Annotated in this window: 22 protein-coding genes; 4 read left to right on the forward strand and 18 right to left on the reverse strand. The window is 66.4% G+C overall.

The genetic code is table 11. From position 1 onward, the window contains the following. Positions 1–20: 20 nt before the first annotated feature. From AC731_RS01205 to fliF, 6 genes are all read right to left on the reverse strand, one after another. Positions 21–1,298 carry a flagellar hook-length control protein FliK gene (locus AC731_RS01205; RefSeq protein ID WP_048708749.1) on the reverse strand — a complete coding sequence of 426 codons (1,278 nt, stop codon included), beginning with the start codon at positions 1,296–1,298 and terminating at the stop codon, positions 21–23. Between the two features lie 94 nt (positions 1,299–1,392). Continuing rightward, complete coding sequence (gene fliJ, locus AC731_RS01210) at positions 1,393–1,857, reverse strand: flagellar export protein FliJ (RefSeq protein ID WP_048708750.1); 465 nt, start codon at positions 1,855–1,857, stop codon at positions 1,393–1,395. Between the two features lie 109 nt (positions 1,858–1,966). Beyond that, positions 1,967–3,370, reverse strand: a complete 1,404-nt coding sequence (gene fliI, locus AC731_RS01215) for a flagellar protein export ATPase FliI (RefSeq protein ID WP_048708752.1) — start codon at positions 3,368–3,370, stop codon at positions 1,967–1,969. Continuing rightward, positions 3,367–4,188: a flagellar assembly protein FliH gene (gene fliH, locus AC731_RS01220; protein ID WP_048708754.1), complete on the reverse strand. Its 822-nt coding sequence runs from the start codon at positions 4,186–4,188 to the stop codon at positions 3,367–3,369. Before fliH ends, fliI begins: the two co-directional genes overlap by 4 nt. A gap of 27 nt (positions 4,189–4,215) precedes the next feature. Beyond that, the gene (fliG, locus tag AC731_RS01225) at positions 4,216–5,217 is read right to left on the reverse strand and encodes a flagellar motor switch protein FliG (RefSeq protein WP_048708755.1); all 1,002 of its coding nucleotides are present in this window, start codon (positions 5,215–5,217) and stop codon (positions 4,216–4,218) included. Next, positions 5,214–6,917: a flagellar basal-body MS-ring/collar protein FliF gene (fliF, locus tag AC731_RS01230; RefSeq protein ID WP_048708756.1), complete on the reverse strand. Its 1,704-nt coding sequence runs from the start codon at positions 6,915–6,917 to the stop codon at positions 5,214–5,216. The genes fliG and fliF overlap by 4 nt, the downstream gene beginning before the upstream one ends. 131 nt (positions 6,918–7,048) lie before the next feature. Between fliF and AC731_RS01235 the strand changes: the two genes are divergently transcribed. The 3 genes from AC731_RS01235 to fliE all read left to right on the forward strand — a co-directional run bounded on the left by AC731_RS01235 (position 7,049) and on the right by fliE (position 10,155). Beyond that, on the forward strand, positions 7,049–8,269 hold the full coding sequence (locus tag AC731_RS01235; RefSeq protein ID WP_048708757.1) for a sensor histidine kinase: 1,221 nt from the start codon (positions 7,049–7,051) through the stop codon (positions 8,267–8,269). Continuing rightward, positions 8,266–9,747, forward strand: coding sequence for a sigma-54-dependent transcriptional regulator (locus tag AC731_RS01240; RefSeq protein ID WP_048708759.1), 1,482 nt, complete (start codon positions 8,266–8,268; stop codon positions 9,745–9,747). Before AC731_RS01235 ends, AC731_RS01240 begins: the two co-directional genes overlap by 4 nt. Before the next feature lie 84 nt (positions 9,748–9,831). Next, positions 9,832–10,155 (forward strand): flagellar hook-basal body complex protein FliE, encoded by a 324-nt coding sequence (fliE, locus tag AC731_RS01245; protein ID WP_038012450.1) that lies wholly within the window; start codon positions 9,832–9,834, stop codon positions 10,153–10,155. Between the two features lie 94 nt (positions 10,156–10,249). On the opposite strand, the gene AC731_RS01250 is transcribed toward fliE, so the two are convergent. The 11 genes from AC731_RS01250 to AC731_RS01300 form a co-directional block, all read right to left on the reverse strand. Next, positions 10,250–10,684, reverse strand: a complete 435-nt coding sequence (locus tag AC731_RS01250; protein WP_048708761.1) for a TA system VapC family ribonuclease toxin — start codon at positions 10,682–10,684, stop codon at positions 10,250–10,252. Continuing rightward, positions 10,681–10,941: a DUF6364 family protein gene (locus AC731_RS01255; protein ID WP_048708762.1), complete on the reverse strand. Its 261-nt coding sequence runs from the start codon at positions 10,939–10,941 to the stop codon at positions 10,681–10,683. The genes AC731_RS01250 and AC731_RS01255 overlap by 4 nt, the downstream gene beginning before the upstream one ends. 44 nt (positions 10,942–10,985) lie before the next feature. Beyond that, on the reverse strand, positions 10,986–11,771 hold the full coding sequence (locus AC731_RS01260; protein WP_048708764.1) for a flagellar brake protein: 786 nt from the start codon (positions 11,769–11,771) through the stop codon (positions 10,986–10,988). Positions 11,772–11,782: 11 nt separating this feature from the next. Further along, positions 11,783–12,562: a flagellar brake protein gene (locus AC731_RS01265; RefSeq protein ID WP_048710441.1), complete on the reverse strand. Its 780-nt coding sequence runs from the start codon at positions 12,560–12,562 to the stop codon at positions 11,783–11,785. A gap of 85 nt (positions 12,563–12,647) precedes the next feature. Further along, positions 12,648–12,989: an EscU/YscU/HrcU family type III secretion system export apparatus switch protein gene (locus tag AC731_RS01270; RefSeq protein ID WP_048708765.1), complete on the reverse strand. Its 342-nt coding sequence runs from the start codon at positions 12,987–12,989 to the stop codon at positions 12,648–12,650. Continuing rightward, positions 12,982–14,106 (reverse strand): flagellar hook-length control protein FliK, encoded by a 1,125-nt coding sequence (locus AC731_RS01275; protein WP_048708766.1) that lies wholly within the window; start codon positions 14,104–14,106, stop codon positions 12,982–12,984. The genes AC731_RS01270 and AC731_RS01275 overlap by 8 nt, the downstream gene beginning before the upstream one ends. A 37-nt stretch (positions 14,107–14,143) precedes the next feature. Further along, complete coding sequence (locus AC731_RS01280; protein ID WP_048708768.1) at positions 14,144–14,458, reverse strand: flagellar protein FliT; 315 nt, start codon at positions 14,456–14,458, stop codon at positions 14,144–14,146. A 15-nt stretch (positions 14,459–14,473) separates the two neighbouring features. Next, positions 14,474–14,878, reverse strand: a complete 405-nt coding sequence (gene fliS / locus AC731_RS01285) for a flagellar export chaperone FliS (RefSeq protein ID WP_048708770.1) — start codon at positions 14,876–14,878, stop codon at positions 14,474–14,476. 17 nt (positions 14,879–14,895) lie between these two features. Beyond that, positions 14,896–16,323: a flagellar filament capping protein FliD gene (fliD, locus tag AC731_RS01290; RefSeq protein WP_048708771.1), complete on the reverse strand. Its 1,428-nt coding sequence runs from the start codon at positions 16,321–16,323 to the stop codon at positions 14,896–14,898. A gap of 27 nt (positions 16,324–16,350) precedes the next feature. Continuing rightward, entirely contained in the window at positions 16,351–16,782 is a 432-nt protein-coding gene (locus tag AC731_RS01295) for a flagellar protein FlaG (RefSeq protein ID WP_048708773.1), read from the reverse strand. A gap of 77 nt (positions 16,783–16,859) precedes the next feature. Continuing rightward, entirely contained in the window at positions 16,860–18,341 is a 1,482-nt protein-coding gene (locus AC731_RS01300; RefSeq protein ID WP_048708774.1) for a flagellin, read from the reverse strand. Between the two features lie 236 nt (positions 18,342–18,577). Here AC731_RS01300 and AC731_RS01305 point away from each other — a divergent pair, with 236 nt between their 5' ends. Next, a complete protein-coding gene (locus tag AC731_RS01305) occupies positions 18,578–20,896 on the forward strand; it encodes a tetratricopeptide repeat protein (protein ID WP_082794217.1) in 2,319 nt (772 codons plus the stop codon). Here AC731_RS01305 and AC731_RS19375 read toward each other — a convergent pair whose 3' ends face one another. Then, a complete protein-coding gene (locus tag AC731_RS19375) occupies positions 20,897–24,640 on the reverse strand; it encodes a glycoside hydrolase family 99-like domain-containing protein (protein WP_082794218.1) in 3,744 nt (1,247 codons plus the stop codon). It lies immediately after the preceding gene. Positions 24,641–24,643: the final 3 nt, after the last annotated feature.

The raw sequence follows: 24,643 nt of genomic DNA on the forward strand, positions 1-24,643 counted from the left end.
GCAGCCCCAATTCAAGCGCTTCAGACGAAGGTGTCGACCAGTCCGTCGTGTTGTCGCAGCCACGTCGTCCGGCTTGCACCGTCGGTCGTGTCCGCTGTTGTCTCGCTGCTGCCGCCACGCTGGCCTTGTCCGCCGCCTTCGGCGCCCGCCCCCTGATCTTCCGAGGTGCTCACGTTGGCCTGCCCCAGGCTGATGCCGGCCTGCTCGAGGATCTCGCGCAGGCGCGGAAGCGCCTGTTCGAGCGCGTCGCGGGCGGCTTGGCTCGAGGCAACGAACTGCGCCGTCGTCTGGTCGCCGTTGAGTGCGATCGAGACCTCCAGCTTGCCCAGGTTCGGTGGCGTCAGGACCAGCTCGGCCTTGCTCTCCGCGCGGCCGAGCATCCATCGAACCTGATTGCCGACATCCTCGGCCCATGCCTGCTGGCCCGCCGGCGTCTGGACCGGCAGTTGTGGCGTGGCCGGTGTCGTGGCCGCTGAGTGACGCAGGACACTGAACAGGTTCGTGCCGTGATGCCCTCCCGATGCCTGGCCCGGCTGCTGGATTGCATCGTCGCCGCCCTCGGTCGTGGGCGCCTGCAAGGCGCTGGCCGTCTTGTCGGCAGCCAGTGCGGCGATCGGCAGGCGCCCCTGCAGCGCAGCGTCGGGCAACTGTCCGGCGTTAGACGACCCTGCATCGCCTTTCGTCAGCAGGCCGGCATTCTGAAGCGATTTGCCGGCGCTGTCACCCGCAAGCAGGTCGGCTTCACCGCTGTCCGTCGTCGTTTCCGCGCGCAGGGCGGCAATCGCTGCCGGCAGACCGGCAACCGCCGCCGCGTCAGGATTGTCGGTCCGTGCTGCGCTTGCCGTGTCGGATTCGGTCTCCGGGCGCCGGTCGGCATCCTGCTGGGCCGAATTTCCATCGCCCTGCTTGCCGGCGGGCGCTTCGGGGCTGGCGCTGCTCGGGTTTGTTGCCGCTTCGGGGCTGGCGCTGTTCGGGTTGGCCTGCGCGTCGCCCTCGGCGCGTTCGCCCGAGGCCGTGGAGGTGCGCGACGGCGTGCGTTCGGGTTCGCGCACGGCCTCGCGTTGAGGGCTGCGTTCGGTGTCCCGCGTGCGCGTGGCGGCGGATTCGGCACGCGATGACGTTGTCTCGGCGCGCGCCGACTGCTGGTTGCGCAACTGACTTTGCAGCGTGCGCGAGAAGGAATCCGGTTGACTGCGTGGGCCGCCAAGGCCGACGAGCATGGCTCGGTCGGACAGGTTTCGACCGAGCTTGCCTTGCAAGTCCTGAGTCAGGCTGGTGGCGGAAACGGTTGCGGACATGGTCTGGGCGCCTCTTGTGCGAATGAGCAAGGCTCTTAAAGCAAGATACGTGCCATTGATTCGTTTGCCGCCTTGCGCGGCACGCTCCGGCGCTTCAGTCGTTCGCTGTTCCGTCGCCGTCGAAGCTCGCCAGGCCCCTGCGGGCGGCGTGCTCGTCGGCCATCTTCTGTTCCTGGCGCGCCTCGCTGCGGGCGATCCCGGCCTGATGGCGCTGCGACAGCGTGTCGAACGCCTTGAGCTTGTTGCGCTGCGCAAGCCATTGCTGCTGGCCTAGCGTGGTCTGGGTACGCGACTGCTCGAGCACCCTGCGCTGTGCGAGAATTGCCTCGTCCAGCTTGGCGATGAAGGCGCCGTAGTTGCGCCATGCGTCCGGACTGAGCCCGCCGCGCGCGGCTTCGATGAAGCGCTCGTTGTACTCGTGGCGATAGTCCTCGAGCATCTGCAGCTTCTGCGCGACGTCCCGTTCCGCCGCAACCAGTTCGCCCAGGCGGCGCGCGGCGTCATCGGTGCGGGTCTGGGCGAGGTCGAGAAGGGGCTGCAGGTGGAACTGATTGCTCATCTGGGGCTGCGGCGAAGTGTCGGAAATCGTGGGTCGGCAGGGGGTTCATGCATTCTAGCCCCTGGCGCGCGCAGGGTCTTCCCCCGGCGTCGGACCGGTGCGGACCCTGTCACGCGCCGCCCGAGAACACCTGCGCAAGTTTCTGCAGGGCGCTGTCGTAGGGCTCGCATTCGTTGATGCCCTGCTGGAGGAAGGCCTCGAGGCGCGGGTACAGGCGCACCGCCGTGTCCAGCACCGGGTCGCCGCCCGCCTGGTAGGCGCCGACCGCGATCAGGTCGCGCGAGCGCTGATAGCGCGAGAAGAACTGCTTGAACTGGCGCACGACGGCGAAGTGGTCGTCGCCGACCAGGTTGTGCATCGCACGCGAGATGGACTGCTCGATGTCCAGGGCAGGGTAGTGGCCCTGGTCGGCCAGGCTGCGCGACAGCACGAAGTGACCGTCGAGGATGGCGCGTGCCGAGTCGGCGATCGGGTCCTGCTGATCGTCGCCTTCGGCAAGCACGGTGTAGAAGGCGGTGATCGAGCCGCCGCCTTCGGGGCCGTTGCCGGCGCGCTCGACCAGCGCCGGCAGGCGGGCGAACACGCTTGGCGGATAGCCGCGCGTGACCGGCGGCTCGCCGATGGCCAGCGCGATTTCGCGCTGCGCCATCGCATAGCGCGTCAGCGAATCCATGATCAGCAGCACCTGCTTGCCCTGATCGCGGAAGTATTCGGCGATTGTTGTGGCGTAGGCCGCGCCCTGCATGCGCATCAGCGGGCTGGTGTCGGCCGGTGCGGCGACGACCGCCGAGCGCGCGAGGCCTTCCGGCCCCAGGCTATGGTCGATGAATTCCTTGACCTCGCGACCGCGCTCGCCGATCAGGCCGACAACGATGACGTCGGCGGAGGTGTAGCGCGCCATCATGCCGATGAGCACCGACTTGCCCACGCCCGACCCGGCGAACAAGCCGAGGCGCTGGCCGCGACCGACGGTGAGCAGCGCGTTGATGGCGCGGATGCCGACGTCGAGCGGCTGGCTGATCGGTGCGCGGGCCAGCGGGTTGATCGGGCGCCCCTGCAGCGAGCGCGTTTCCTGCGTGCCGAGCGGCCCGGCGCCGTCGAGCGGGCGGCCGGCACCATCGACCACGCGACCGAGCAGGGCCTCGCCCACGGGCAGGTGCTTGGCGCGGTCTGCAGCGCGCCGGCGCGGGCCGATGCGCTTGCCCGGCACGAGCCGTGGCACGCCCACCTCCATCGGCAGCACGCGCGCGCCGGGCGCGAGGCCGAAGACATCGTCGGTGGGCATCATGAACAACTTGTCGCCGTTGAAACCCACCACCTCGGCCTCGACCGCGCCGCCGCCCGGCACGAGCACGCGGCAGCCCGAACCCAGGGGCAGCTTCAGGCCGGCCGCCTCCATGACGAGGCCGTTGATGCGCGTGAGCCGGCCCGAGACCTCGAAGGCGCTGGCGTTCTCCACCAGTCGCCGGCCATCGGACAGGAAGTCGCGCCACAGCTCGCCACCGTGCTTCATGCGGAGGCTCCGTCGCCGCCGGCCGAGCGCTCGTCTTCCCGGGCATCGTTGTCGTCGATCCCGTCGGGGGCGACCGCATCCTGCGGCGCGAACTGCGCGTGCTCGCGTCCCAGCGACTCCAGCACCCGTCGCCAGCGTGTTTCGAGCGTGGCGTCGAGCTGCGCGCCCTGGGTATCGATGCGGCAGTCGCCGCGTTGCAGGGCAAAGTCTTCCTGCAGGCGATGGCCTCCGTGCGATATCTGCTCGCCCATGTGCTCGCGGACCAGCGCGAGGTCCTCGGGGTGCAGCCGGATCTGGGCGTGGCCTTGTGGCAGTTGCTGGAGGGCAGCGCGGAGGGTGTCGAGGATGGCCTCCGGGTGCTCGTCCAGCGTGCGATGGACCACCTGCCGTGCCAGTTCAATGGCCAGTGCCATCAACTCCTCGGCGACTTCGTGGTCGATGCCGCTCAGCGACTGATCGAGCCGGTCGGCCAGCGCCGCCAGCCGCGCGGCTTCGGCCTCGGCCCTGGCCTTGCCTTCCGCGTAGCCCTTGCGCTCGCCCGCGGCCAGCCCTTCGGCATGGCCTTCGCGCTTGCCCTCCTCGAAACCCGCGGCGCGGATTTCCTCATGCATGCGCTCGATCTCTTCGGCGGTAGGCAGCTTGAGTTCGATGAGCGGATCGTAGGCCGGCAGTTCGGGCTCGGGTTCGGGCGCCGGAGGCGGCTCGCGAAGGTCCGGCGCGGCCTCCGCTTCGAGCTCGAGCGTGCCCTCCGGGGCATCGAAGTCCTGCGGCTTCCAGCGTTGGTAGGCACCGACGGCCTGGTGGCGAGAAATGCTCACGCGCGGCTCCGCCTGCGCGCAGCGGCCTTAGACGAAGCCATCGTCGCCTCCCTTGCTCGCCATCATGACCTGCCCCTCTTCCGCCAGGCGGCGGACGATCTTGAGGATTTCCTTCTGCTCGGCCTCGACTTCGGACAGGCGCACCGGGCCGCGCGACTCCAGGTCCTCGCGCAGCATCTCGGCCGCGCGGCTCGACATGTTCTTGAAGATCTTCTCGCGCAGTTCGGGCTGCGCGCCCTTGAGCGCGACGATGAGCGAGTCGGACTGCACCTCGCGCAGGATGGTCTGGATGCCGCGGTCGTCGATGTCCATGAGGTTCTCGAACACGAACATCTCGTCGAGAATCTTCTGCGCCAGATCCGGATCGTAGTCGCGCACGTTGTCGATGACGGCCGTCTCGTGTGCGGAGCCGACGAAGTTGAGGATCTCCGCGGCGTGGCGCACGCCGCCCATCGCGGCCTTCTTGACCGTCGATGCGCCGGCCAGCATGCGCGTCAGCGCGTCGTTGAGCTCGCGCAGGGCAGTGGGCTGCACGCCGTCGAGCGTGGCGATGCGCAGCACGACGTCGTTGCGCAGGCGGTCGTTGAAGTGCTTCAGGATCTCGCCGGCCTGGTCGAACTCGAGGTGAACCAGGATGGTGGCGATGATCTGCGGGTGCTCGTTCTTGATGAGGTCGGCAGCGGTGCCGGCGTCCATCCACTTCAGGCTCTCGATGCCGGCCGTGTCCGAACCCTGGATCATGCGCGCCAGCAGATGGCTGGCGCGCTCATCGCCCAGTGCCTTGGTTAGCATCAGGCGCAGCTGTTCCTCGTCCGACTCGATCAGTGCGCCCTTGCCGAAGTGGTCGATCATCTCCATCAGCAGGGGATCGACCTTGCTGCGGGTCTGCGGCGGCATGTTCGCCATCTTCATGCCGATGCGCTGCACCTCGCGCGGGCCGAGGTGCTTCAGAACCTCGGCCGCCTCGTCCGGGCCGAGGGTCATCAGCAACAGGGCAGCCTTCTCAAGGCCTTCTTCGGGGGTCGTCACTTACGGCTCTCCTCGGTCACGCCCATCCATTCCTTGATCAGGTTGGCGACCGTCTTCGGATCGGTGCGTGCCAGCCCGCGGGCGCGGGCCAGGCGGGTCTCGTAGGTGTCGCCTTCGGCTTCCGGCGACAACGATACGACCACGCCTTCTTCGCCTTCCTCGCCCTCGATGCCGGCGAGGCCCGGTTCGAGCGATGCTTCCTTCGTCTTCTTCTCCTTCGGTGGCACGACGGTGCGCAGCAGCGGACGCAGCACGCCGAAGTAGACCAGCAGCATCGCGATCAGGACGAGCAGCCAGTTCAGGGCCTCGCGACCGAGCTCGACCATCTCGGGATCCTTCCACGGCGGCACCACGGCTTCGCCATCGCCGCCGGCAAAGGCGTTGTTGGCGACGTTGATGGTGTCGCCGCGGTCGGCGTTGTAGCCCACCGCCTCGCGCACGACATTGGTGATGCGCGCGATCTCGTCGTCGGTCAGCGGCACGTTGGTCGGCGCGCCTTCTGGGCTGGGGATGGTGCGGTTGTTCACCACCACCGCAACCGACAGGCGCTTGAGCTGGCCAACCGCCTGCTTGATGTGCTGGATGTTGCGGTCGAGCTCGTAGTTGAGCACCGCGCTGCGGTTGCTGCTGTTGACGCCTTGCGCCCCCGCCTGGCCCGGGCCGACGGCCGGCGCGGTGAGCGGCGCGGTGGCCGGCACCGGTGGCTGGTTGGTCAGCGCGCCCGGCACGCCCTGCGGGCCCTGCAGCGGGTTGATGATCTCGGAGGTCTGCTGGCTGCGGATCGCCTGGTCGGGCGAGGGGTTGGGCTTGTAGGTCTCGGCGGTCTGCTCGACCTGGTTGAAATCGACGTCCGCCGTGACCTGGGCGCGGAAGTTGTCCTTGCCGAAGATCGGAATCAGGATGTTGTTGATGCGCTCGATGAAGCCTTCTTCCATCATGCGCACGTATTGCAGTTGCGAGGCGTTGAGCCCGGCGCGCATCAGCGGGTCGCCCTGCACGGTCAGCAGCTTGCCGTTCTGGTCGATGATCTTGACGCCTTCGGCCGTCATGCGCGGCACGCTCGACGACACCAGATGCACGATGCCGGCGACCTGGTTCTCGTCCAGCACGCGGCCCGGACGCAGGTTCACCATCACCGATGCGGTGGGGCGCTGGTCGTCGCGCAGGAAGGCCGTCTGCTTGGGCATGGCCAGATGCACGCGCGCGCTGGCCACGGCGGCGATGGCCTGCACGGTGCGCGACAGCTCGCCTTCGAGCGCACGCTGGTAGTTGATCTGCTCGTTGAACTGCGAGATGCCGAGCTTTTGCCCGTCCATCAGTTCGAAGCCCGCCAGCCCGCCCTTGGGCAGGCCTTCGGCCGCCAGGCGCAGGCGCGTTTCGTGGACCTGTGCGGTCGGCACCATGATCGCGTTGCCGTTCGGCGACATGCGATAGGGCACGTTCTGCTGCTGCAGCGCGTTGATGATCTGGCCGCCGTCGCGTTCGTCCAGGTTGGAGAACAGCACGGCGTACTCGGGCGGGCGGTTCCACAGCAGCACGGCGGCGATCAGGGCGATGGCCAGCGCGATGGCGCCGGCCGCAGCCAGCTTCTGGCGCTGCGACAGGGCGGTGATGTTCTGCAGCGCCTGCTGCAGGCGAGTCGGCTCCGCGGGGGGCTGGCCCCCGATGGGCATCTCGGCGGTGTTTTCGGCAGTGGCCATGACAGCGGGTCCTTGGGGTCCACTTTTACGGATGGACGCATTGTCACGCGGCGCGCGCAAGTATGGTCATGTGAATAGCGGCATTTTTTGCCGCCTGTTTGCCGGCTAACATAGCGCGAACGACGACTAGAGTGCAGGGCGTGAATACGGATCTCAGCCAATCTCCTGCCGGATCGCCAGCCGCGCCGCTCGATGCCGCGCAACTGGCCGAAGCCTTCGCGCTGTTCAGCCGCGCCTCGGAGGAGCTGTCGACCGCCTACAACGCGCTGCAGGCGCAGGTCGGCCAGCTCACCGAGCGGCTGACGGTGCTGATGGGGGCGCTGCCTGCGGCCGTGGTGGTGGTCGATCGTGCGGGCGATGTCGTCCAGGTCAATCGGGCGGCCGAGGCGCTGTTCGGCGGCGCGCTGGTGGGCAGGGCGTGGCAGGCGGCCTGGGCGCGCCTGCAGCCCACCGAGACGCCGGGCGAACTGACGCTGGTGCCGGAGGCCGTGGCAGGGGGCGAAGAGCCGCGGCGCCTGTCGGTGTCCGAATCGGCGCTGGAGTCGGGCGACGAGCGCATCGTGCTGCTGCACGACATCACCGACACCCACCGCATGCGCCTCGCCTCCGAGCGCAACGAGCGCCTCGCCGCGATGGGCGAGATGGTGGCCGGACTCGCGCACCAGTTGCGCACCCCGCTGGCGGCTGCGCTGCTCTATACCGGCAACCTGCGTCAGCCCGAGCTCGACCCCGCTCAGCGCGCCAGCGTCGCCGACCGCGCCCTGGAACGCCTGCGTTACCTCGAGCGCCTGATCCGCGACATGCTGCTCTTCGCCCGTGGCGACAGCCTGGGCCGGCAGCGCTTCGGCGTGTGCGACCTGGCGGCGGAACTGGTGCATACCCTCGAGCCGCTGGCGAAGGCGCGGCAGATCGTCTTCGAGGCGCACTGCGGTTGCCGCGACACCGAACTCGTCGGCGACCGCAAGGCACTCGGCGGCGCGCTGACCAACCTGCTCGAGAATGCCATCCAGGCCAGTGAGGCCGGCGGCCGTGTCCGCTTCGACGTTGCCTTGCTGCCGGCGACCGCAAGCGGCCTGGGTGTGGCCGCGGTGCGCTTCGAGGTCAGCGACGAGGGGCGTGGCATTGCCCCCGAGCTGCAGGAACGCCTGTTCGAACCCTTCTTCACCACCCGCGCCGAAGGCACGGGTCTCGGCCTCGCGATCGCCCGTGGCGTCGCGCGTGCCCATGGCGGCGACATCCTGCTGCGCTCCGCGCCGGGGCAGGGCTCCACCTTCACGCTGGGCCTGCCGCTGTCGCTCAATGCGCCGGCAGGCAGTCCTTCGACCGAACCGACCTCACCACCGCTGTCATGATCGAACAACTCAACATCCTCGTCGTCGAGGACGACGCCGCGCTGCGCGATGCCGTGTGCTTCACGCTGGAGATGGCCCACCATGCCGTGACCGGTGTCGATGGGGGACCGGCCGCGCTGGCCGAGCTCGAGCGCCAGCGCTTCAACCTCGTCGTCACCGACTTGCGCATGCAGCCGATGGATGGCCTCGAGCTGCTGCACGAAATCCGCCTGCGCCAGCCCCAGTTGCCGGTGCTGCTGATGACGGCCTACGGCGACGTGGACAAGGCGGTGGCGGCGATGCGCGGTGGCGCCTGCGACTTCCTGATGAAACCCTTCGAGCCCGAGGTGCTGCTCGAGAACGTGCGTCGCTATGCCGCGCTGCCACCCGCGGCCGAGGACACGGTGGCCGAAGATCCGCACACCCGCAACCTGCTGGGGCTGGCGGCGCGTGTGGCAGAGACCGACGCCACCGTGCTGCTGTCGGGCGAATCCGGCACTGGCAAGGAAGTTTTCGCTCGCTACATCCACAGCCACTCGCCGCGCAGCGCAGGCCCGTTCATCGCCATCAACTGTGCGGCGATTCCCGAGAACCTGCTGGAAGCCACGCTGTTCGGCTACGAGAAGGGCGCCTTCACCGGTGCCCAGGCCTCGCAGCCCGGCAAGTTCGAGCAGGCACAGGGCGGCACCATCCTGCTCGACGAAATCTCCGAGATGCCGCTCGGGCTGCAGGCCAAGTTGCTGCGGGTGCTGCAGGAGCGCGAGGTCGAGCGTGTCGGCGGCAAGAAGCCGGTGGCGCTCGACATCCGCGTGCTGGCCACCAGCAACCGCGACATGCAGAAGGAGGTGGCGGCCGGACGCTTCCGCGAGGACTTGTACTACCGCCTCAACGTGTTTCCCATTGCCATTCCTGCGCTGCGCGAGCGTCCGGGCGACATCGTGCCGCTGGCCCGACACTTCCTCGCCCAGCATGCCGCGCGGCTCAAGCGCCCGGCGCGGCTGTCGCCCGAGGCCGAGGCGCTGCTGGCGTGCTACCCGTGGCCTGGCAACGTGCGCGAACTGGAGAACACGCTGCACCGCGTGCTGATCCTGACGCCGGGAGACAGCGTCGGTCCGGAAACGATCCGGTTGTGCCTGCCGCACTGGAGCGGCGCATCGGCGGCGCAGACCGAATCGGCCGTTGCGCCCCCGCCGCCGGTGGTTCCCGCATTTGCGGCGACCCCGCCTGCGGCAGCGGTCGTCCAGCCGGCAAATCCTGCCGCCTTCGCGGCAAGCTTTGCCGCTTCGCCGGCGGTGCCGCCCCCTCCGGCAAGCCCTCCGGCGCAGGATCAACTGGCCGCACGGCCAGCCAACATGAAGGACCTCGAGCGCGAACACATCCTCTCCACGCTGCGTGAAATGGGTGGATCACGCAAGAAGACCGTCGAAAAGCTGGGAATTTCGGAGAGAACACTGCGCTACAAGCTGCAGCAGTACCGCGACGAAGGCTACGACGTGTGACGGGCAAGGCGCACACGGGGAGGTGGCATGGGCTTTGCTCTGCTAGACTGACGTCAACAGAAACGCAAAGGCCGGGGAATGAGCATGGACACCCGTGGAATCGACCAGATGTTGAGCGAACTGCGCTCGGTATCCCAGACTGCCCAAGGCAAGCCTGCGGATGCGGCCGGACAGGCGGCGGGCGGCGTCAACTTTGCGGATGTGCTCAACGATGCGCTGAAGGATGTCAGCGCCGCGCAGTCCGAAGCGCGCCAGATGGCGCAGGACTTCTCCGCCGGCGACCCCAACGTCAATCTGCAGGACGTGATGGTCAACCTGCAAAAAGCAAGCCTGTCCTTCCAGCAGATGGTGCAGGTGCGGAATCGATTGGTCACGGCATATCAAGATATTATGAATATGCCGGTCTGAGATTCACGTGGTTTTCGATGTAGGTATCTGATCATCAAGGGCGCTTTTTGCGCCCTTCGTTTTCTTGCAGGCCGCCCGCCGATCAGTGCGTGGGTCAGCCCTTGAGCACAGTGACCATGCTGGGCTTGAGGAACTTGCGAAAGCCCTTGTCGAAAGTCACCACATGCAGGTGATGGTGCTGTGCCGCCGCCGCGATCCAGGCGTCCGGGATGGCGTTACCCGACAGACTGTGACGGGCACACAGCGCAGTGAAGTGTGCCCACTCGCCACCGAGTGAGACCATGCTGACGCCTGGCGCCGCGAGGACGGCATCAAGAAATGCCTGGGCGTCTTCAAGCGGCGTGGGGGTTACGAAGACCCGCGGATGGGTCACCAGCCGCAGGAAGCCGGTCGCGACCATGGGGAGCAGCGCGAGGGCTGGGCCGCTTTCACTGTTCGCGATCGCCTGCTCGAGCCAGGCGAGGGCAGACGTGTGATGCGGGTGGTCCTGCCGCGAGGCGGAGACGAGGATGTTGACGTCGGGCGTCACCGCACGTCGTCCACGTCGTCGAGCGCGTCGAGCATGGCCTCGTGACGCTTGGCGTCCCGGATGTGCGGTTGGAGCCCGCCCTGTCCGGCAAACACCGGCAAGCGGATGCGGGCCGGTTCGGCGGGCGGGCGTTCAGTACTGCGCAGACGGGCAGCCAGGCCTTCCTCGATCAAGCGAGTCAGGCTGGTGTGTTCGCGCGCTGCCAGTTGCTTGGCCTGCTTGAGCAGGTTGTCGTCAATGTCGAGCGTGGTTCTCATGGCTGAACTCCTGATGCAGATTTCTGCATAGAGTACCAGAGTGTTTACAGCCCACCGCGTTCCCGTGCGTTGCGCTCGCGTTCGGTGTTGAAGATGTAGCGCTGGATGGCGTTTTCGGCGCTGCGGGGCAGGTCGGCGAAGGACAGGCCGATACGCAGCATCTGCGCACCGCTGCGTTGTTCCTGGCGGCTGATATTGCACACGCGCAGCTGGAGCGGGATGGGGTCGAGGTTGGGCAGTCGCAGCTGACACGTTTCCAGCTGGCTGCCGATCACGAACTCGACGATGTCGGTTGGCGCCTGCAGGGCGATGCCGCCCACGCTGATGTCGAGTAGCCGGCCGACCACCTCTACGGTCGGCTCGGCGACGCCCTTGGTCCGAATCACACAGGTGGCGGCATGGCTCAGCGGCACCGACAGACGGAAGGCGTCGCGACGCTGCAGGCGGAGTATTTCGTCCGGAACCGGCGCGTAGATCACCGTGCGCCCGTCCTCGCGACCTTCTTCCAGGTCGCGCAGCACGAACTGGATACGGATGCGGTCGAGTTGCGTCACGCACACGAGCTTGGGCGCGCTGAGGACTCGGCGGTGGGTGGCCGCGTCGGGACTGGCGTCGAGGGTGAGGGTGTCCTCGTCGTCCGACAGTTCGAGCAGCGCGGTCAGGAAGGAGCCGCCATTGCCGAAATGGCCACCGATGAGCGCGTGGTGGTCGACGATCTCCTGCAGCAGCTGGCGGACCTGGCGGCGACCGCTGAGGACGAACTTCGCGATCGTGTCGTCGTGGATTTCGGCGTCGATGGGGGCCGGTGTGTTCTCGGCGTTCATGGTCATGGTGTGTCGGATCAGCCCAGGGCGCGCTGGCGCGCACTGCGTTCGCGTTCGATCTTGAGGATGTAGCGCTGGATCACCTCGTCGGCGCCGCGTGGCATGCCCGAGAACTGGCAGCCTGCACGCAGCATCTCGACGCCGTTACGGGTTGTCAGGCGGAAGAGGTTGCGCACGACAAGGCGCGCGGGAATCGGCGCGCTGTCGGGCAGCCGGATCTGGCAACCGGTGAATTCGCTTCCCGGCGCGAAGGTCACGCCTTCGGGCGGAACGGCAATGGCCACGCCGCCGCCGCTGATGTCGATGATGCGCAGTGTCAATTCGCGTCCGTTGCCGTCGTCTTCGGGCAGCGGCACGGTACAGGTGAGCGACTGCGTGACGGGCGCCTGCAGGCGATAGAACTCCCGCCGCTGCAGACGCAGCAACTCGGCCGGCAGCGGGGCGCGGAATGCCGGCGTGCTGCCGAAGGCTTCCAGCACGGGCCGCTCGAGACGGAACTGGATCCGCACCTTGTCGAGTTGGGTCACGCAGTCGAGCTGGGCGGCCTGCTCGATGCGGTCGTTCATCAACACGTCGGGACTGCCGTCGAGAATCAGCGAACGCCCGTCGTCGGCGACGCGCAGGATGGCGCTGAGGAAGGCATCGGTTCCGGGCACGAGCCGCGCGCTGAGCAGCGAACGGGCGTCGACGAGCTGCCGCATGATGGACAGGATCTCGCGTTCGTTCTTCAGTACGTATTTCGAGACGTCGTCGGCCTGCAGCAGTTCGACGCGGGTCAGCTCTTGTTCGATCGCCATGAAGGGTGGGGTGGCGTTGCGGCGCATCGCGCCGTGCATCATTGAGTTCGACGGTGCTTATAGCACGACTCGCCGCGCGCGTGCCTCACTGTGGTGCATTCGCCCCTCCGGGGCGCAGGGATTCCGGCAGATCGTGCGCTGCCGGCGCCGGGCCGGCCTCGCCGCCCTGCTCGACGCGGTACAGCCAGGCCAGCAGCTCGGCCACGGCGATGTAGAGCTGGGGCGGGATGCGGGCGTCGAGGTCGACCTGCATCAGCAGGCTCACCAGTTCGGGCGACTCATGCACATACACGCCGGCCTCGCGTGCGCGTTCGAGGATCTCGCGCGCCACCACCCCCTTGCCCTTGGCGACGACGCGTGGCGCGGCCTCGCCGGCCGTGTAGGCGAGGGCGACGGCTTCGCTGCGGCCGGACTTGGCGTCACTCATGCTGGCGCTCCACGACCAGGCCGGTCAGCTTGACGTTGGCGGCTTCGAGCGCGGAGGCCAGGGCGGCGGCGTTGGCGTCAAGTGCGGCGATCGTGGTCTCGTCGTCGGTACGCAGGCGCAGCGCAACACCCGCGGCGGTCAGGTGCATCTGGGCCTCGATGTTGCCCAGCCGGGGCAGCGTCAGGCGCAGCGTGGTGTTCCAGCCGGGGTCCGATGCTTCGCCCTCGCGGCCGTCGCGCTCGGGATCTTCGATGACCCATTCCATCTGCTGCCCCGGCCAGGCTTGGCCCTGCCACACGTACTGGTTCGTGGCCAGCGCGTCGAGTTGCTGGTGGACCAGCGGCAGCAGACGTTCCGGGATCGGGTTGGCGCGCACCGGCGCAGCTTCATCCGTCGCGGCACGCGCGGCGGCGCCGGCGTGTTCGCTGCCTTCGGCTGCGGCGGCCTGGGCGTTGGGCGCCGCAGTCTGTGGCGTCGACGTCGCAGGGGCGGACGTGCCGGCGGGCCGGCCAGTCGCCGTCTGTGCGGCGGCAGCCTGTGCCTGCGGCTCGCGCATCAGGCTGGCGGTGTCCCGTGCGCCCATCACCCACTGAGCCTGATGGGACTCGTAGAACAGACCGCTCTGTCCCAGCGCCTGACGCAGCAGCGGCGCGAGCTGGGCGCCACTGGTGGGCGGGGAGGCGAGCAGGGGCTGGTTGGCGGCAAGGCTTGCCGGCTGCGGCGTAGGCTGCCCGGTGAGCAGGAAGCTGATCAGCCGCCCGGTCTGGCTCAGCGCCGGCTGGGCCGAAGCGTTCGCGTTCGCCGCCGTTTCGGTGCCGACGATGCGTGCGAAAACGGCGCGCGGCGTGACCTGCGCGACCTCCAGTTCCAGGGTGTCGCCGGACTTGGCGGCGGTGTTCAGCGACAGCGTCATCTGCTGCCCGGCCACGATCGCGCGGAAGGTGCCATCGGGCAGCGTACGCTGCAAGGTAGCGAAAAAGCGCTGGCCCGGCACCAGCTCGGGCAGCTGGGCCTGGATCTCCCGCGCGCGCTGCAGTCCGGCGACCGGCGGCTCGGTGTTGAAGAAGCTCGCCTCGTTGATGAGGCGCAGGCGCGCAGCGAGGTCGGCGGGGATCATGGCGAGACTGTCCTGTCCTTCAGACGGTCAGCGTGTCTCAGCCACCGTAGGCGTTGCGCATCGCCCGACCCTTGACAGAGCCGGAGAGCAGCTTGCGGGTGCTTTCAAGTGCGGGCTCGGCATGGAGGCGGATTGCGCGGTCGAGATCCAGGATTTCGGTGACGAGCTGCTGCAGCGCGACCGCGTCATCCGGCGAAAGCGCCACAGGTTGTAAACTCTCCTCTGCAGTGCGGCGCACCGACGCGGCCTCCCGCTCGAAGTCGGCGAGCGAATCCCAGTCGCCGGCTTCCGCAGCGGCATTCATCTGCTGGTAGAGGACGAGCAGTTCGCGGGCGACGATCGGGGTCAGCATCTCGATTCCAATGGCTCAGCCTGAGACCTGATCGGCAATGGCGGCCCAGGCCTCGCGCAGACTCTCGAGCAGGCCGATGACCTCGTCGAGCGCAGCCTGGTTGTTATGCAGATTTGCATGCAGCAGGCGGTCGGCCATGTATTCGTACAGCGCGTCGAGTCGTTCCGCGAGTTCCCCGCCAGCCTTGAGGTCCAGGCTGACCTTGAGGCCGTTCATGACGATGTCGATGGCCTTGGAGATGGACTTGCCCTTGGTCGGGATGTCCTTGCCCTGCATCGCGACACTTGCGGTGCGCAGGGCGACCAGGGCGCCGTCGTACAGCATCAGGATCAGCTTGTGCGGCGAGGCCGATTCGACGCTCGTCTGGTTGCCGACGCGGGCATAGGCCGCGGCACGATTGGCGAAGGAGGTTCCGAACATGGAGATCTGTCTCCGGATTACTTGGACTTGCTGATGGAGGGCAGGTTGGCCAGTTGTTGCGAAAGATAGGTGCTGGTCTGCGTCAGACCGTTGAGCAAGGTGTCGAGATTGGAGTACTGCAGGCGATAACGCTCTTCCATTTTCGCCAGCCGAGCTTCCATGGTGTCGTACTGCTTGGTTAGCGACTTGATGGTTGAGTTGATGCCTTCTGTGCGGCTGTTGAGCAGGCCATCGCTGGCAATGAATCCTTCCAGGCGTGCGCCGAAAGTCGCTGCGAAGCCCTGCACCCCATCCTTGCCGGCGAAGAACGAAGCAACGTCTTTGCTCGTGTCGTTCAGGGCTGCGGTGAATTTGCCGCCGTCGAGCGAAAGCTTCCCGTCTTTGCCGAAGCTGACGCCAACCTGCGACAACGAGCTTGCACCCGTGAGACCAGCGATGGATGCGCCCAGCGCGTTGCGCAACTGGCTCTGGATGTTGCGCGCCGTGGAGTCGCCCGTCAGCGCGGCGCCGGCCTTGGTCTCGGCGTTGTACGACGTCAAGCTGGACAATGTGCTGGCGACCTCGTTGTAGGCCTTCACGAACGCCTCGACGGCAGTTTTTGCCGCACTCTGGTCTTCGCTGACGGAGAGCGTGCCGGTCAGGCTGGTCGCGGGAGCGACGGGTTCCTTCGTCAGCGTGATCGTCACATCATCGATGACGTCGGTGATGGTGTTCTTGCCGCGCGTGACCTCGATGCCGTCGACGCGGATGCGGGCATCCTGTGCCGCCTGTACCGAGTACATCGGGTCGGTTGGTGCCGCTGTCGCCGCGGGGTCGAAGCTCAGGCCCGCAAGGCCATCTTCACCTGTCAGCTTGAAGGCCATGTTGGCGCCTGTGGCCGTGCCACTCAGCACCAGCTGCTTCGTCGTACCGTTGTTGATGATGTTGGCCTTGACGCCGAGTGACGCGTCGCCGTTGATGGCATCGCGCAACTCCTCGAGGGTGCTGCCTTCGAACTCGAGGCTGGCCGTGCGGGGCGGGCTGTCGCTCTCGAAAGTCTTGCCCGAGCCGTCATCCTTCACCGTGCCGAACTCGATGCTCAGCTTGCCGGCTGCCGGCGTGAAGGTGCCGGTCGTCGGCGTCGAAACACGCTGGATCTTGGCCATCTGCAACACGTCGACCGCAAAGCTCCCAACCGCCGCACCCGCGCCGGAACTGGCGGTGAATCCCGCATCGCCCGCCACGCTGGCCTTGGTTGCGGAAAACTTGGTGGCGGTCTTGAGCCCGTCGGTGGCTGTCTGCAGGGAGGACAGCGCGCTCTTGATCTGGCCGAAAGCGGAAAGTTTTGCCTGGTAGCTGGCTTCCTTCTGCGCCAAAAGGGTCAATGGCCGGCTTTCGACCGACATCAGTCCGCTGACGATCGCGTTTACGTCGATGATCGAACCACCGCTCGTGATCGTTGCCATGTCGGGTCCTCCTTTCTGCTATGCGGGTCAGGCCTTCTGTTCGACCAGCAGGCCTTGCAACTTGTCCAGCGCCTTCGCGATGGAAATGATCTCTTCCGAAGGAATCTGGCGGATCACTTCGTCCGTGCTGGCATCAACGACCTTGACGATCGTTTTGCCGGTGTCTTCGTCGATGGAGAAAAGCAAATCCTGTGCCACCGGCGCAATCGCGTTGCGCACCTCTTCCATGGCCTGTTGGACCTGCTCGAGCGCTACGGGTTTGGCCGGAGCCTTGGCTTCGTCTGTCAAGACTGCAAGCCCGGGCCTGATGCCGGCGGCGGCTGCCGCTATCGAAGCATCCATCGGAACTGATGACTGCTCGCTCGCGGAAGGCTTCCCGAGCGTCTGGCCGCGTGGGCCTGACGCAGTCGACGCCATGCTGTCAGTTGGCATCGACGTGTTGATCGATGGGATGTTCATTGTGGTCACCCTTATGGTGTAACGGCGCGGGGCCCTTGCGAACCCCGCGCCGTGCCTAGCGACTTAGGCTACTCCGCTTAACCGAGCAGCGAAAGCACGTTCTGCGGCAGGGCGTTGGCCTGCGAGAGCATCGCTGTGCCGGCCTGCTGCAGGATCTGCGCGCGGGTCAGGTTGGCGGTTTCCGATGCGAAGTCGGTGTCGCGGATACGGCTGCGGGAGGCGGCCATGTTCTCCGACGTGGTCTGCAGGTTGGCGATGGTGGTTTCGAAGCGCGACTGCAGAGCGCCGAACTTGGCGCGTTGGCCATTCACTGCCGCAAGGGCGGAGTCGACCATTGCGAGCGTGCGCTGTGCCGAGTCCACCGAACTCACGTCCAGATCACTGACCTTCTGCAACTGACCCGCTGCGGCTGTCGCGGAGAAAAAGTCGGTCGTGTTCGCAGCTGCGAGGCTGAACGACTTCTCCGAATCGAGCACAAGTTGACCAGTTGCCACTGCGGTAGCGCCTGCTGCCGTCGAGGTGCCGCCGACCGTTGCGGTGGCCGAGCCACTCGCCGCGTTCGCGACGGTGATGTTCTCGCCGTTCGCATTCAGCAGCGTGATGCCGTTACCGCCGTCATTGACGCGGGCGGTCACGCCGGTCTTGGCGGCGACGTCGTTGAAAGCATTCACGGCAGAGGCCAGACCGTCCTTGTCTACCGAGGCTCCCAGTGTGAAGGAGATGGTGACCGCCGTCGAGTTGTCCGAGGTGACGTCGAACTTGTAGGACGTATTGGCCGCCATCGCGGTCACGTCGATCTCGGTCTTGGCCGAAGCAGTCACGCCGGTCTTGCCGGTTTCGCCGTTGATCTGCTCGGCCGCCTTCTTGGCCGAGGCGCCGGCCGCGATCGTGACCGTGGCCGAACCGGTGGCACCGCTGATCGTGATGGCGCCGCCGGCGACACGGCTGGTCGCCGCCGCGTTGGAAGCGATTGCGTTCGCGGTGCTGCCCTTGGTCAAGTCGCCCTTCGCGCCGGCATCCGTAGCAGCCTTCGAGCCGATCCGGTAGTTGCCGTACTGGTTGGTGGAGAAGTTGGCGGTGCTGGCCGAGATCGACTGACCGGCGTTGGCGCCGACCTGGAAAGTGGCGGTGCCGAAGGAGCCGTCGAGCAGCTTGGAACCGTTGAACTCGGTCGTCTTGGCGATGCGGTCGAGTTCGGCGGTGAGCTGGTTGACTTCGGCGTTCAGGGCCTGGCGGTCCGAGGCGGAGTTGGTCGCGTTGGACGACTGCACGGCCAGTTCGCGGATGCGCTGCAGGATGTCGCCCGAGGACTGCAGTGCGCCTTCGGCGGTCTGCGCGAGCGAGATGCCGTCGTTGGCGTTGCGGCGGGCTTGGTCAAGGCCGCGGATCTGGGCGCTGAAGCGCTCGGAGATCGCGAGGCCGGCGGCGTCATCCTTGGCACTGTTGATGCGAAGACCCGAGGACAGACGCTGCAGGGAGGTGTTCAGCGAGTTTGCTGACTGGTTCAGGTTACGTTGTGCGTTGAGCGACTGAACGTTGGTGTTGATCACTTGTGCCATGATTTTTCTCCGCTAGAGAAGTATCAAAAATGGTCCGGCGGTGGCCGGGCTGTTCCATGCGAGCCAGCTTTCTGAACCTGCCAGCTGCACTCTTGGAACCTTTAACGGAGCGTTCTCGCCAAACTTTAGGAGAATTCGCAGGAGGGGGGATGGGGCTGCGCGGCAACATGTCCGCTTGCGTTTAGGCCGGCGGTTACTATTCTTGCCCGCTGGGTTCTATACGGGAAGGTGCACCAATGTCAGTCCAAACCTCGCTATCGGCACGCGATCAGGAGTCATTAAGGCGGGCTGCGGAAGATTTTTCTGCAGGTCGCTACGAGCAGGCGGTGGCTGTGGCGGGCGAGCTATGTCGCAAGCACCCGCGCTTGCAGGTCGCCTTCAAGCTGCAAGGTAGTGCGTTGCATGTTGCCGGACGCAGTGAGGAGGCCGTCCCAGCCCTCACGCGAGCGACCTTACTTGGACCCGACGATGCACAGGCCTGGAGCAACCTCGGTAATGCGCTCGCGGCAACCGGGATGAATGAGGCCGCCGCGGACGCTCACCGGCGGGCAATTGAACTGCAGCCCGACAATCCGACGCTTCATCACAACCTCGGCTGCGTCTTCCTTGCGACCGGGAGTAAGGACGAAGCGCTGGAGCAGTTCCTGCTGGCTTATGAACGCGCACCGGACGATGCCGAACTCGCCCAGCTGTGTCGCGAATTGCTTGCCGAGTTGGAAGACTGGACGCTTGCGGAGCGCTTCTGCCGGAGCAACCTGGAGCGGGTGCCGAATGATGCCGGCGCGGCCGGAATGCTGGGCGGCATCCTGCTGCAGCGTGGTCTTATCGACGAGGCTGAGCGCTTCTTGCGAGTGGCGCTGGAGCGCGAACCCGATGATGCCGTTGCGTGGTCGAACTTGTCGGTTGCCTTGCGAGGTGCGGGGCGGTTTCAGGAAGCAGTGGCAGCGGGTCGGCGCGCGGTCGACCTGGCGCCGGACTGGTCTCAGGCCTGCAACAACTTCGCGGTGGCCCTGCGGGACGCCGGACAGTTGCCGCTAGCGAAAGACATGCTGTTGCGGGCGATCAGGTGTGATCCTGATGTTGCCGATCCCTATTACAACCTGGGTTGTGCGTGTACCGATCTCGGTGATTCCGGGACAGCACGCGAGGCCCTCATCGAAGCGGTGAAACGCCAGCCCAGGATGGACTGGATCGTGCAGGCTGCGCATGCATGCCGTCAGGTCGCCGATTGGGATGGGGCCGAGTTGCTGGAGGCCGAGTTTTTCCGACAACTCGAGGCCGGCGTACCGAGCGAACTGCATGTCTTGCCTTCGCCGTTCGCCTGCCTCGCGACGCCGGACATGGGGCTGAAGGATTTGCGCCCGCTCGCAGCGCACTTCGCAGCGCAGTACGCCTCGAGGGAGAGGCTGGCCCGCGCAAGCCGGCCCGAGCGTGCGTTGCCATTGAAGCTCGGCCTGCTGTCGGCGGACTTCAGGGATCACGCGACCGCGCATCTGCTGGTCGGGCTGCTTGAGAGCCTTTGCCCTGAAAGCGTCACGGTGTTCGCATATGACTATGGACCAACTGCCGAAGATGCGTATAGCAGCCGCCTGCGGCGAGCCGTTCCGAACTGGGTCTCGCTGCGGGAGATGTCCGACCTCGAGGCGGCGCGGCGTATCGCGCAAGACGGGATCGATATCGCGATTGACCTGAAGGGGTGGACCCAAGGCTACAGGGCCGGGATTCTCGCCCACAGACCGGCTTTGTTGCAGATGCAATGGCTTGGCTTTCCTGGAACGATGGGCGCGTCGTGGATCGATTACATCATTGCCGACTCCGTGACGGTGCCGGAGGGCGCCGAGGAGGCATACAGCGAGTCGATCATGCGCCTGCCGGACTGCTATCAGCCCAACGACCGGTTGCGCGCAGTGGCGCCGACGCCTGCGCGGGCAGCACTGGGCCTGCCGGAGGATGCGTTGGTGCTGGCGGCAATGCATCAGCCCTACAAGATCACGCGCAGGGTGTTCGACCTGTGGATGCGCCTGCTGAAAAGTGTGCCCGACACGGTACTGTGGCTTCTGGATGCCCCCGGGCAGGTTCGGTTGCGCCTCATCGATGCGGCACGTGCGGCGGAGGTCGATCCTGGCCGGCTGATCTGGGCTCCGCGCCTGCCGATTGGCGAACATCTTGGCCGTCTGGCAGCGGCCGACCTCGCACTCGATACCTTCCCGGTCGGCGCACACACGACCGCAAGCGATGCCTTGTGGGCGGGGGTTCCACAAGTGGCGCACTGTGGCGAGTCGTTCGCGTCCCGCGTATCCGCAAGTATCGTCAAGGCGGCAGGAATGCCTGAACTCGTTGCGGACACTGAAGCGCACTATGAAGCAGTGGTGCTCGACCTCCTGGCGGACCGGCAGAAACTGACGCGGCTGCGCCAGGAACTCTTGGCGCAGCGTGACCGATGTGCCCTGTTCGACACGCCGCTGTTTGCCGAGCGACTTGTACGTGGTCTGGAGATCGCATGGGCAAGGGCGAGGAATGGGCAGCCGCCTGCCCATGTCCTCGTGCCGGAATGATCAATGCGTCCAGGCAGCCAGCCAGGACTGCAGGTGCTTGTCGATCATCCAGTTCCTTCGTACTTCGGCCTGCAGTGCGCCCCCAAGTGCTTCTCGCTCGGCGCGATCGGCCACAAGACGACGGATCGCGGAGATCCACTGCTGGGTCGTGTTGGCGACGCGGATGACAGGTAGCCCACCCTGGTAGGGCAGGACGTTGCTGCACACGACCGGGTAGCCGAGCGCGCCATACTCGAGCAGTTTGAGGTTGCTCTTGGCTTCGTTGAAGGCATTGGCCACCAGTGGCGCGATCGCAATGTCCAGGCCAAGGGAGGCCAGTGCCTCGGGGTAATGCTTGATCGCCACCGATTCACGCAGTTCCCGGACGTAGGGCCGGAGCCGCGCCGGGCAGTAACCCAGGAATACCCAGTCGACCTCGTGGGCGAGGGTCTTGACGACGTCCTCGATCATTGCGAGATCGCCGCCGTGGCTATTGCTGCCCGCCCATCCGACCCTCAGACGCTTCCCCTCATGGCGCTTGGCCTGCAGAGTGCCCCACACCGCGTTGTCGAGCAGGTTCGGCATGACGACCGTTTCCGGTGCGAAGCGGCTGAAGGCCGCCGCGAGCGGTTCCGTGGACACGACCAAGCGGTCGCATAGACGCATGCCGCGCGCGAGGCGATCCTCGATGTCGGTGGGGAAGTCCCTCGCATTCTCGTTCTCGCGCGGAATCCGGGTCAGCAAGTCGTCGAGTTCGTAGACGATCAGGCTCTTTGAATGGCGCCGGTACGACTGCAGCCATTCCAGGCCGAGATCACTGAAGATCCGCTGGGTGACCAGTGTGTCCGGGGCGAGCGCGGCCACTTCCCACGGGCCGAGGAAGCGCGTTCCTCCGGCTCCCTGAGCCAGTGTGGCGCGGGAAAGCGCGCGTAGTGGCGTGAGGATACGGATCTCTCCGCACCCTGAGGTGTCGGCAGGCTGGGCGTAGATGTGAGGTACCGGATGCCAGGGGAGCGATTCCCGCGCCAGGGCGGGGTCGCCCTGCAAGCCCGGCTGATTGAGGTGGCGGGTGAGTTGCCGGTTGAAGTAGGGGTCGATCCTCACCTTGCCAAGCCAATCGTCCAGCAGCGAGACATCCGCCGCCCGCGGCGGATGAAACGAAGGCGCTGAAGGTGCGACGACCGAGACGACAGTTGAAAACGGCGTCCATACGCTGCGTCGGCCGGTCTCTGCCAGCCTGAGGCACAAGTCGATGTCGGCATGGGTGTCGGGGTAACGGTCTGCCGAGAAGCCGTTCATGGCGGCAAGCAGCGCGCGGCGCACCATTAGACAGTGCATCGAGACGGCCGTGCAGTTCTGCTCCAGTTGCAACTCGTTGCCGTTGCCGGTGTAGGTCGCGGATATTCCGCGGAAGGGCGAACCCGCCACGCCCATCTGTCCGAGTCGGATCGGCCCTTCGCAAAGCGATCCGTCTGTCGCGATGACGCGACCGCCGACTGCACCGATCCCCGGGCGCAGGGCGTGGCGGACCAGGCCATCCAGCCAATCCGCGTCCAGTGGGACCAGTCCTTCGCCGAGAAAGAGGATCAGGTCTGCGTCCGATGCAGCCCACAGTTCGTTCGCTACAGCTGCGGGGGATTCCGCATTCACTTCAACGACCCGGATGAGGGTGGAGGCCAGCGCAGCCAGTTCTCGCAGGCATTCGCCGATATCGGCAGAGGCCGAGGGCGTCAGCGGCAGAAGGATGCTGGCGGGCGACTGCGCAGCGTGGTTCAGGATGCCCTCCACCGAGCGCAGCAGGGCTGCACGGTCGGATACGTGGGGAATCGCGATGGCGATGCGTTCCGGATAGGGGGCGTGTTCGTAGCGGAGACGAACGCTGTCCTCCGACAGGCCGTGTTCGATGCGTGCCGGCCGGCCGATCCGGTTGAGGTGCTGCTGCAGCAATTCCACCCGGAACCCGAGCGGAATCGGATGTTCGGGTCGGATTCGCTCGATTGCGATGCTGGCGAGGTGCCGGACCCCCTTCGCATCGTCCTGCTCGAGAGCGCGCAGAACGGCAGCGAGCGTGAGCGCGTCGGTCGGCGAGTCGCCGATGTCGTCCAGCGCCAGGCTGAACACTGAACGGCGGGCGATGACGGCGCCGCCGATCGTCAGCGTCGAGCGAAGCCAGTCGGGATTGCAGCCGGGGGCCAACCACGTCTGCACGGTCTCCTCGGCTGAGGTTCGACTGTCACCGTCCGTAATGACCAGGGTCGTTTCCGGCGGTGCGTCGAGGAGGTCCTGGGCGACGAACAAGAGGGCATCCTCGACTAGCGTGTCGCCCCCATTCAGGACCGTGATCCAGTCCTCGTCTGCGCCGTCGACGACATGCCGTGTCTTCGCTGATGCAGCCTCCGGGTCGATCGTGTGCCAGGTGAGGCGGTTCGATGCGATCTGGGGCGCGGGGTGGCGGGAGAGCACATCCAGGTGCCAGTGCTCGTACAGTTGGGCGGCGACCGCGTTGAGCGATTGCTGCAATGCCTCGTCGCTGCAACGCGTTGCGTCGAGTACGACCCTGATTCGCGGTGGGGTGACCGAGCCCAGCCGACGGTCGTGCAGACGCGCAGCGGGCTTGCCGATCTTCAGGCCAGTCTTCCATTTCGCATAGGCATCGCGTAATACGAAACCGTCGTGCTTGAGTCCGTCGATCAGGGGCGGCGCCTTGAGGCGATCCGGATTGGCTGCAGTCTCGAGTGCGCGCCGCGTTGCCTCGAGGTAGCCGCGGCCGAATCGCTGGTCGGGTTCGAGGTGGTTGCCCTCGGCCCATTCGTTCCAGGCGTTGATGAAGACGAGCTGCTGGCTCTCGGGGCGCGCGGCGACACCGCGCAGCGTCTCGGTCAGCCAGTGTTCATAGGCCTCGGGCGAACTGTCGGCGATGATGAAGGCGTTCTTCTTCCGGCGCGCCGAGTTGTCCCATGCGGGCGTGACGCCGGGGAAACGCAGATGGGGTACATCTGGACGGGCGAGTTCGGTTTCAACCAGGTCGCGGTAATCGACGACGAAGTGACCGTCTGGCAGCACGACGCTCGGATTGTCGTCGTCGATCGCCATCCAGTCTGGCTGGAAATCCACCGATGCGTCGAAGCCCAGCGCGTGCGGGTCGTCGCGCTCGTTGAAAAAGTTCTCCACCCGGCAGATGAAGAGCTCGCCGATGCCCGCCTTGCGGGCCTCGGTGCGCCAGATCGCGAGCGTGCGCTTCGGATCTGGAAGATGCCGCGCACGGTAGATGAGGACCAGCGGCTTGTCGTCGACCCTGATGTAGCGTGGGTCCCGGAAGAACTCGATCAGGTAATGGATGTGTTCGCGGTCGTCGTCGTCGTTGTAGTTCTGCCCGATCAGGACTTCCTGCTCTGCGCCATCCCAGCGCCGTGTCCAGTTCTCGTTCGCCCAGCACAGACAGAATGGGAAATCCGGCTCGCCCGAGGCGAGGATCTCCTCGACCGGGCGCTCGAGCAGCCGTTTGCCATTGAACCAGTAGTGGTAGTAGCAGAAGCCGTGGATGCCGTACTCACGTGCGAGCTCGGCTTGTGCGGCGCGCGCTTCGGGCAGGCGCAGGTCGTAGAAGCCCAGGTCGGCCGGCAATTGAGGCTGGTGATGGCCGGGGAAGCGGGGCGCAGCCTTGGTAACGTTCGTCCACTCGGTGAAGCCTTTGCCCCACCACGCGTCGTTTTCCGGAATGGGGTGGAACTGGGGGAGGTGGAACGCAATGAGTTTGGGGTGCATGAA

Origin of the sequence: Thauera humireducens (assembly GCF_001051995.2) — a bacterium.
In the GTDB taxonomy this organism is placed as follows: Bacteria; Pseudomonadota; Gammaproteobacteria; order Burkholderiales; family Rhodocyclaceae; genus Thauera; species Thauera humireducens.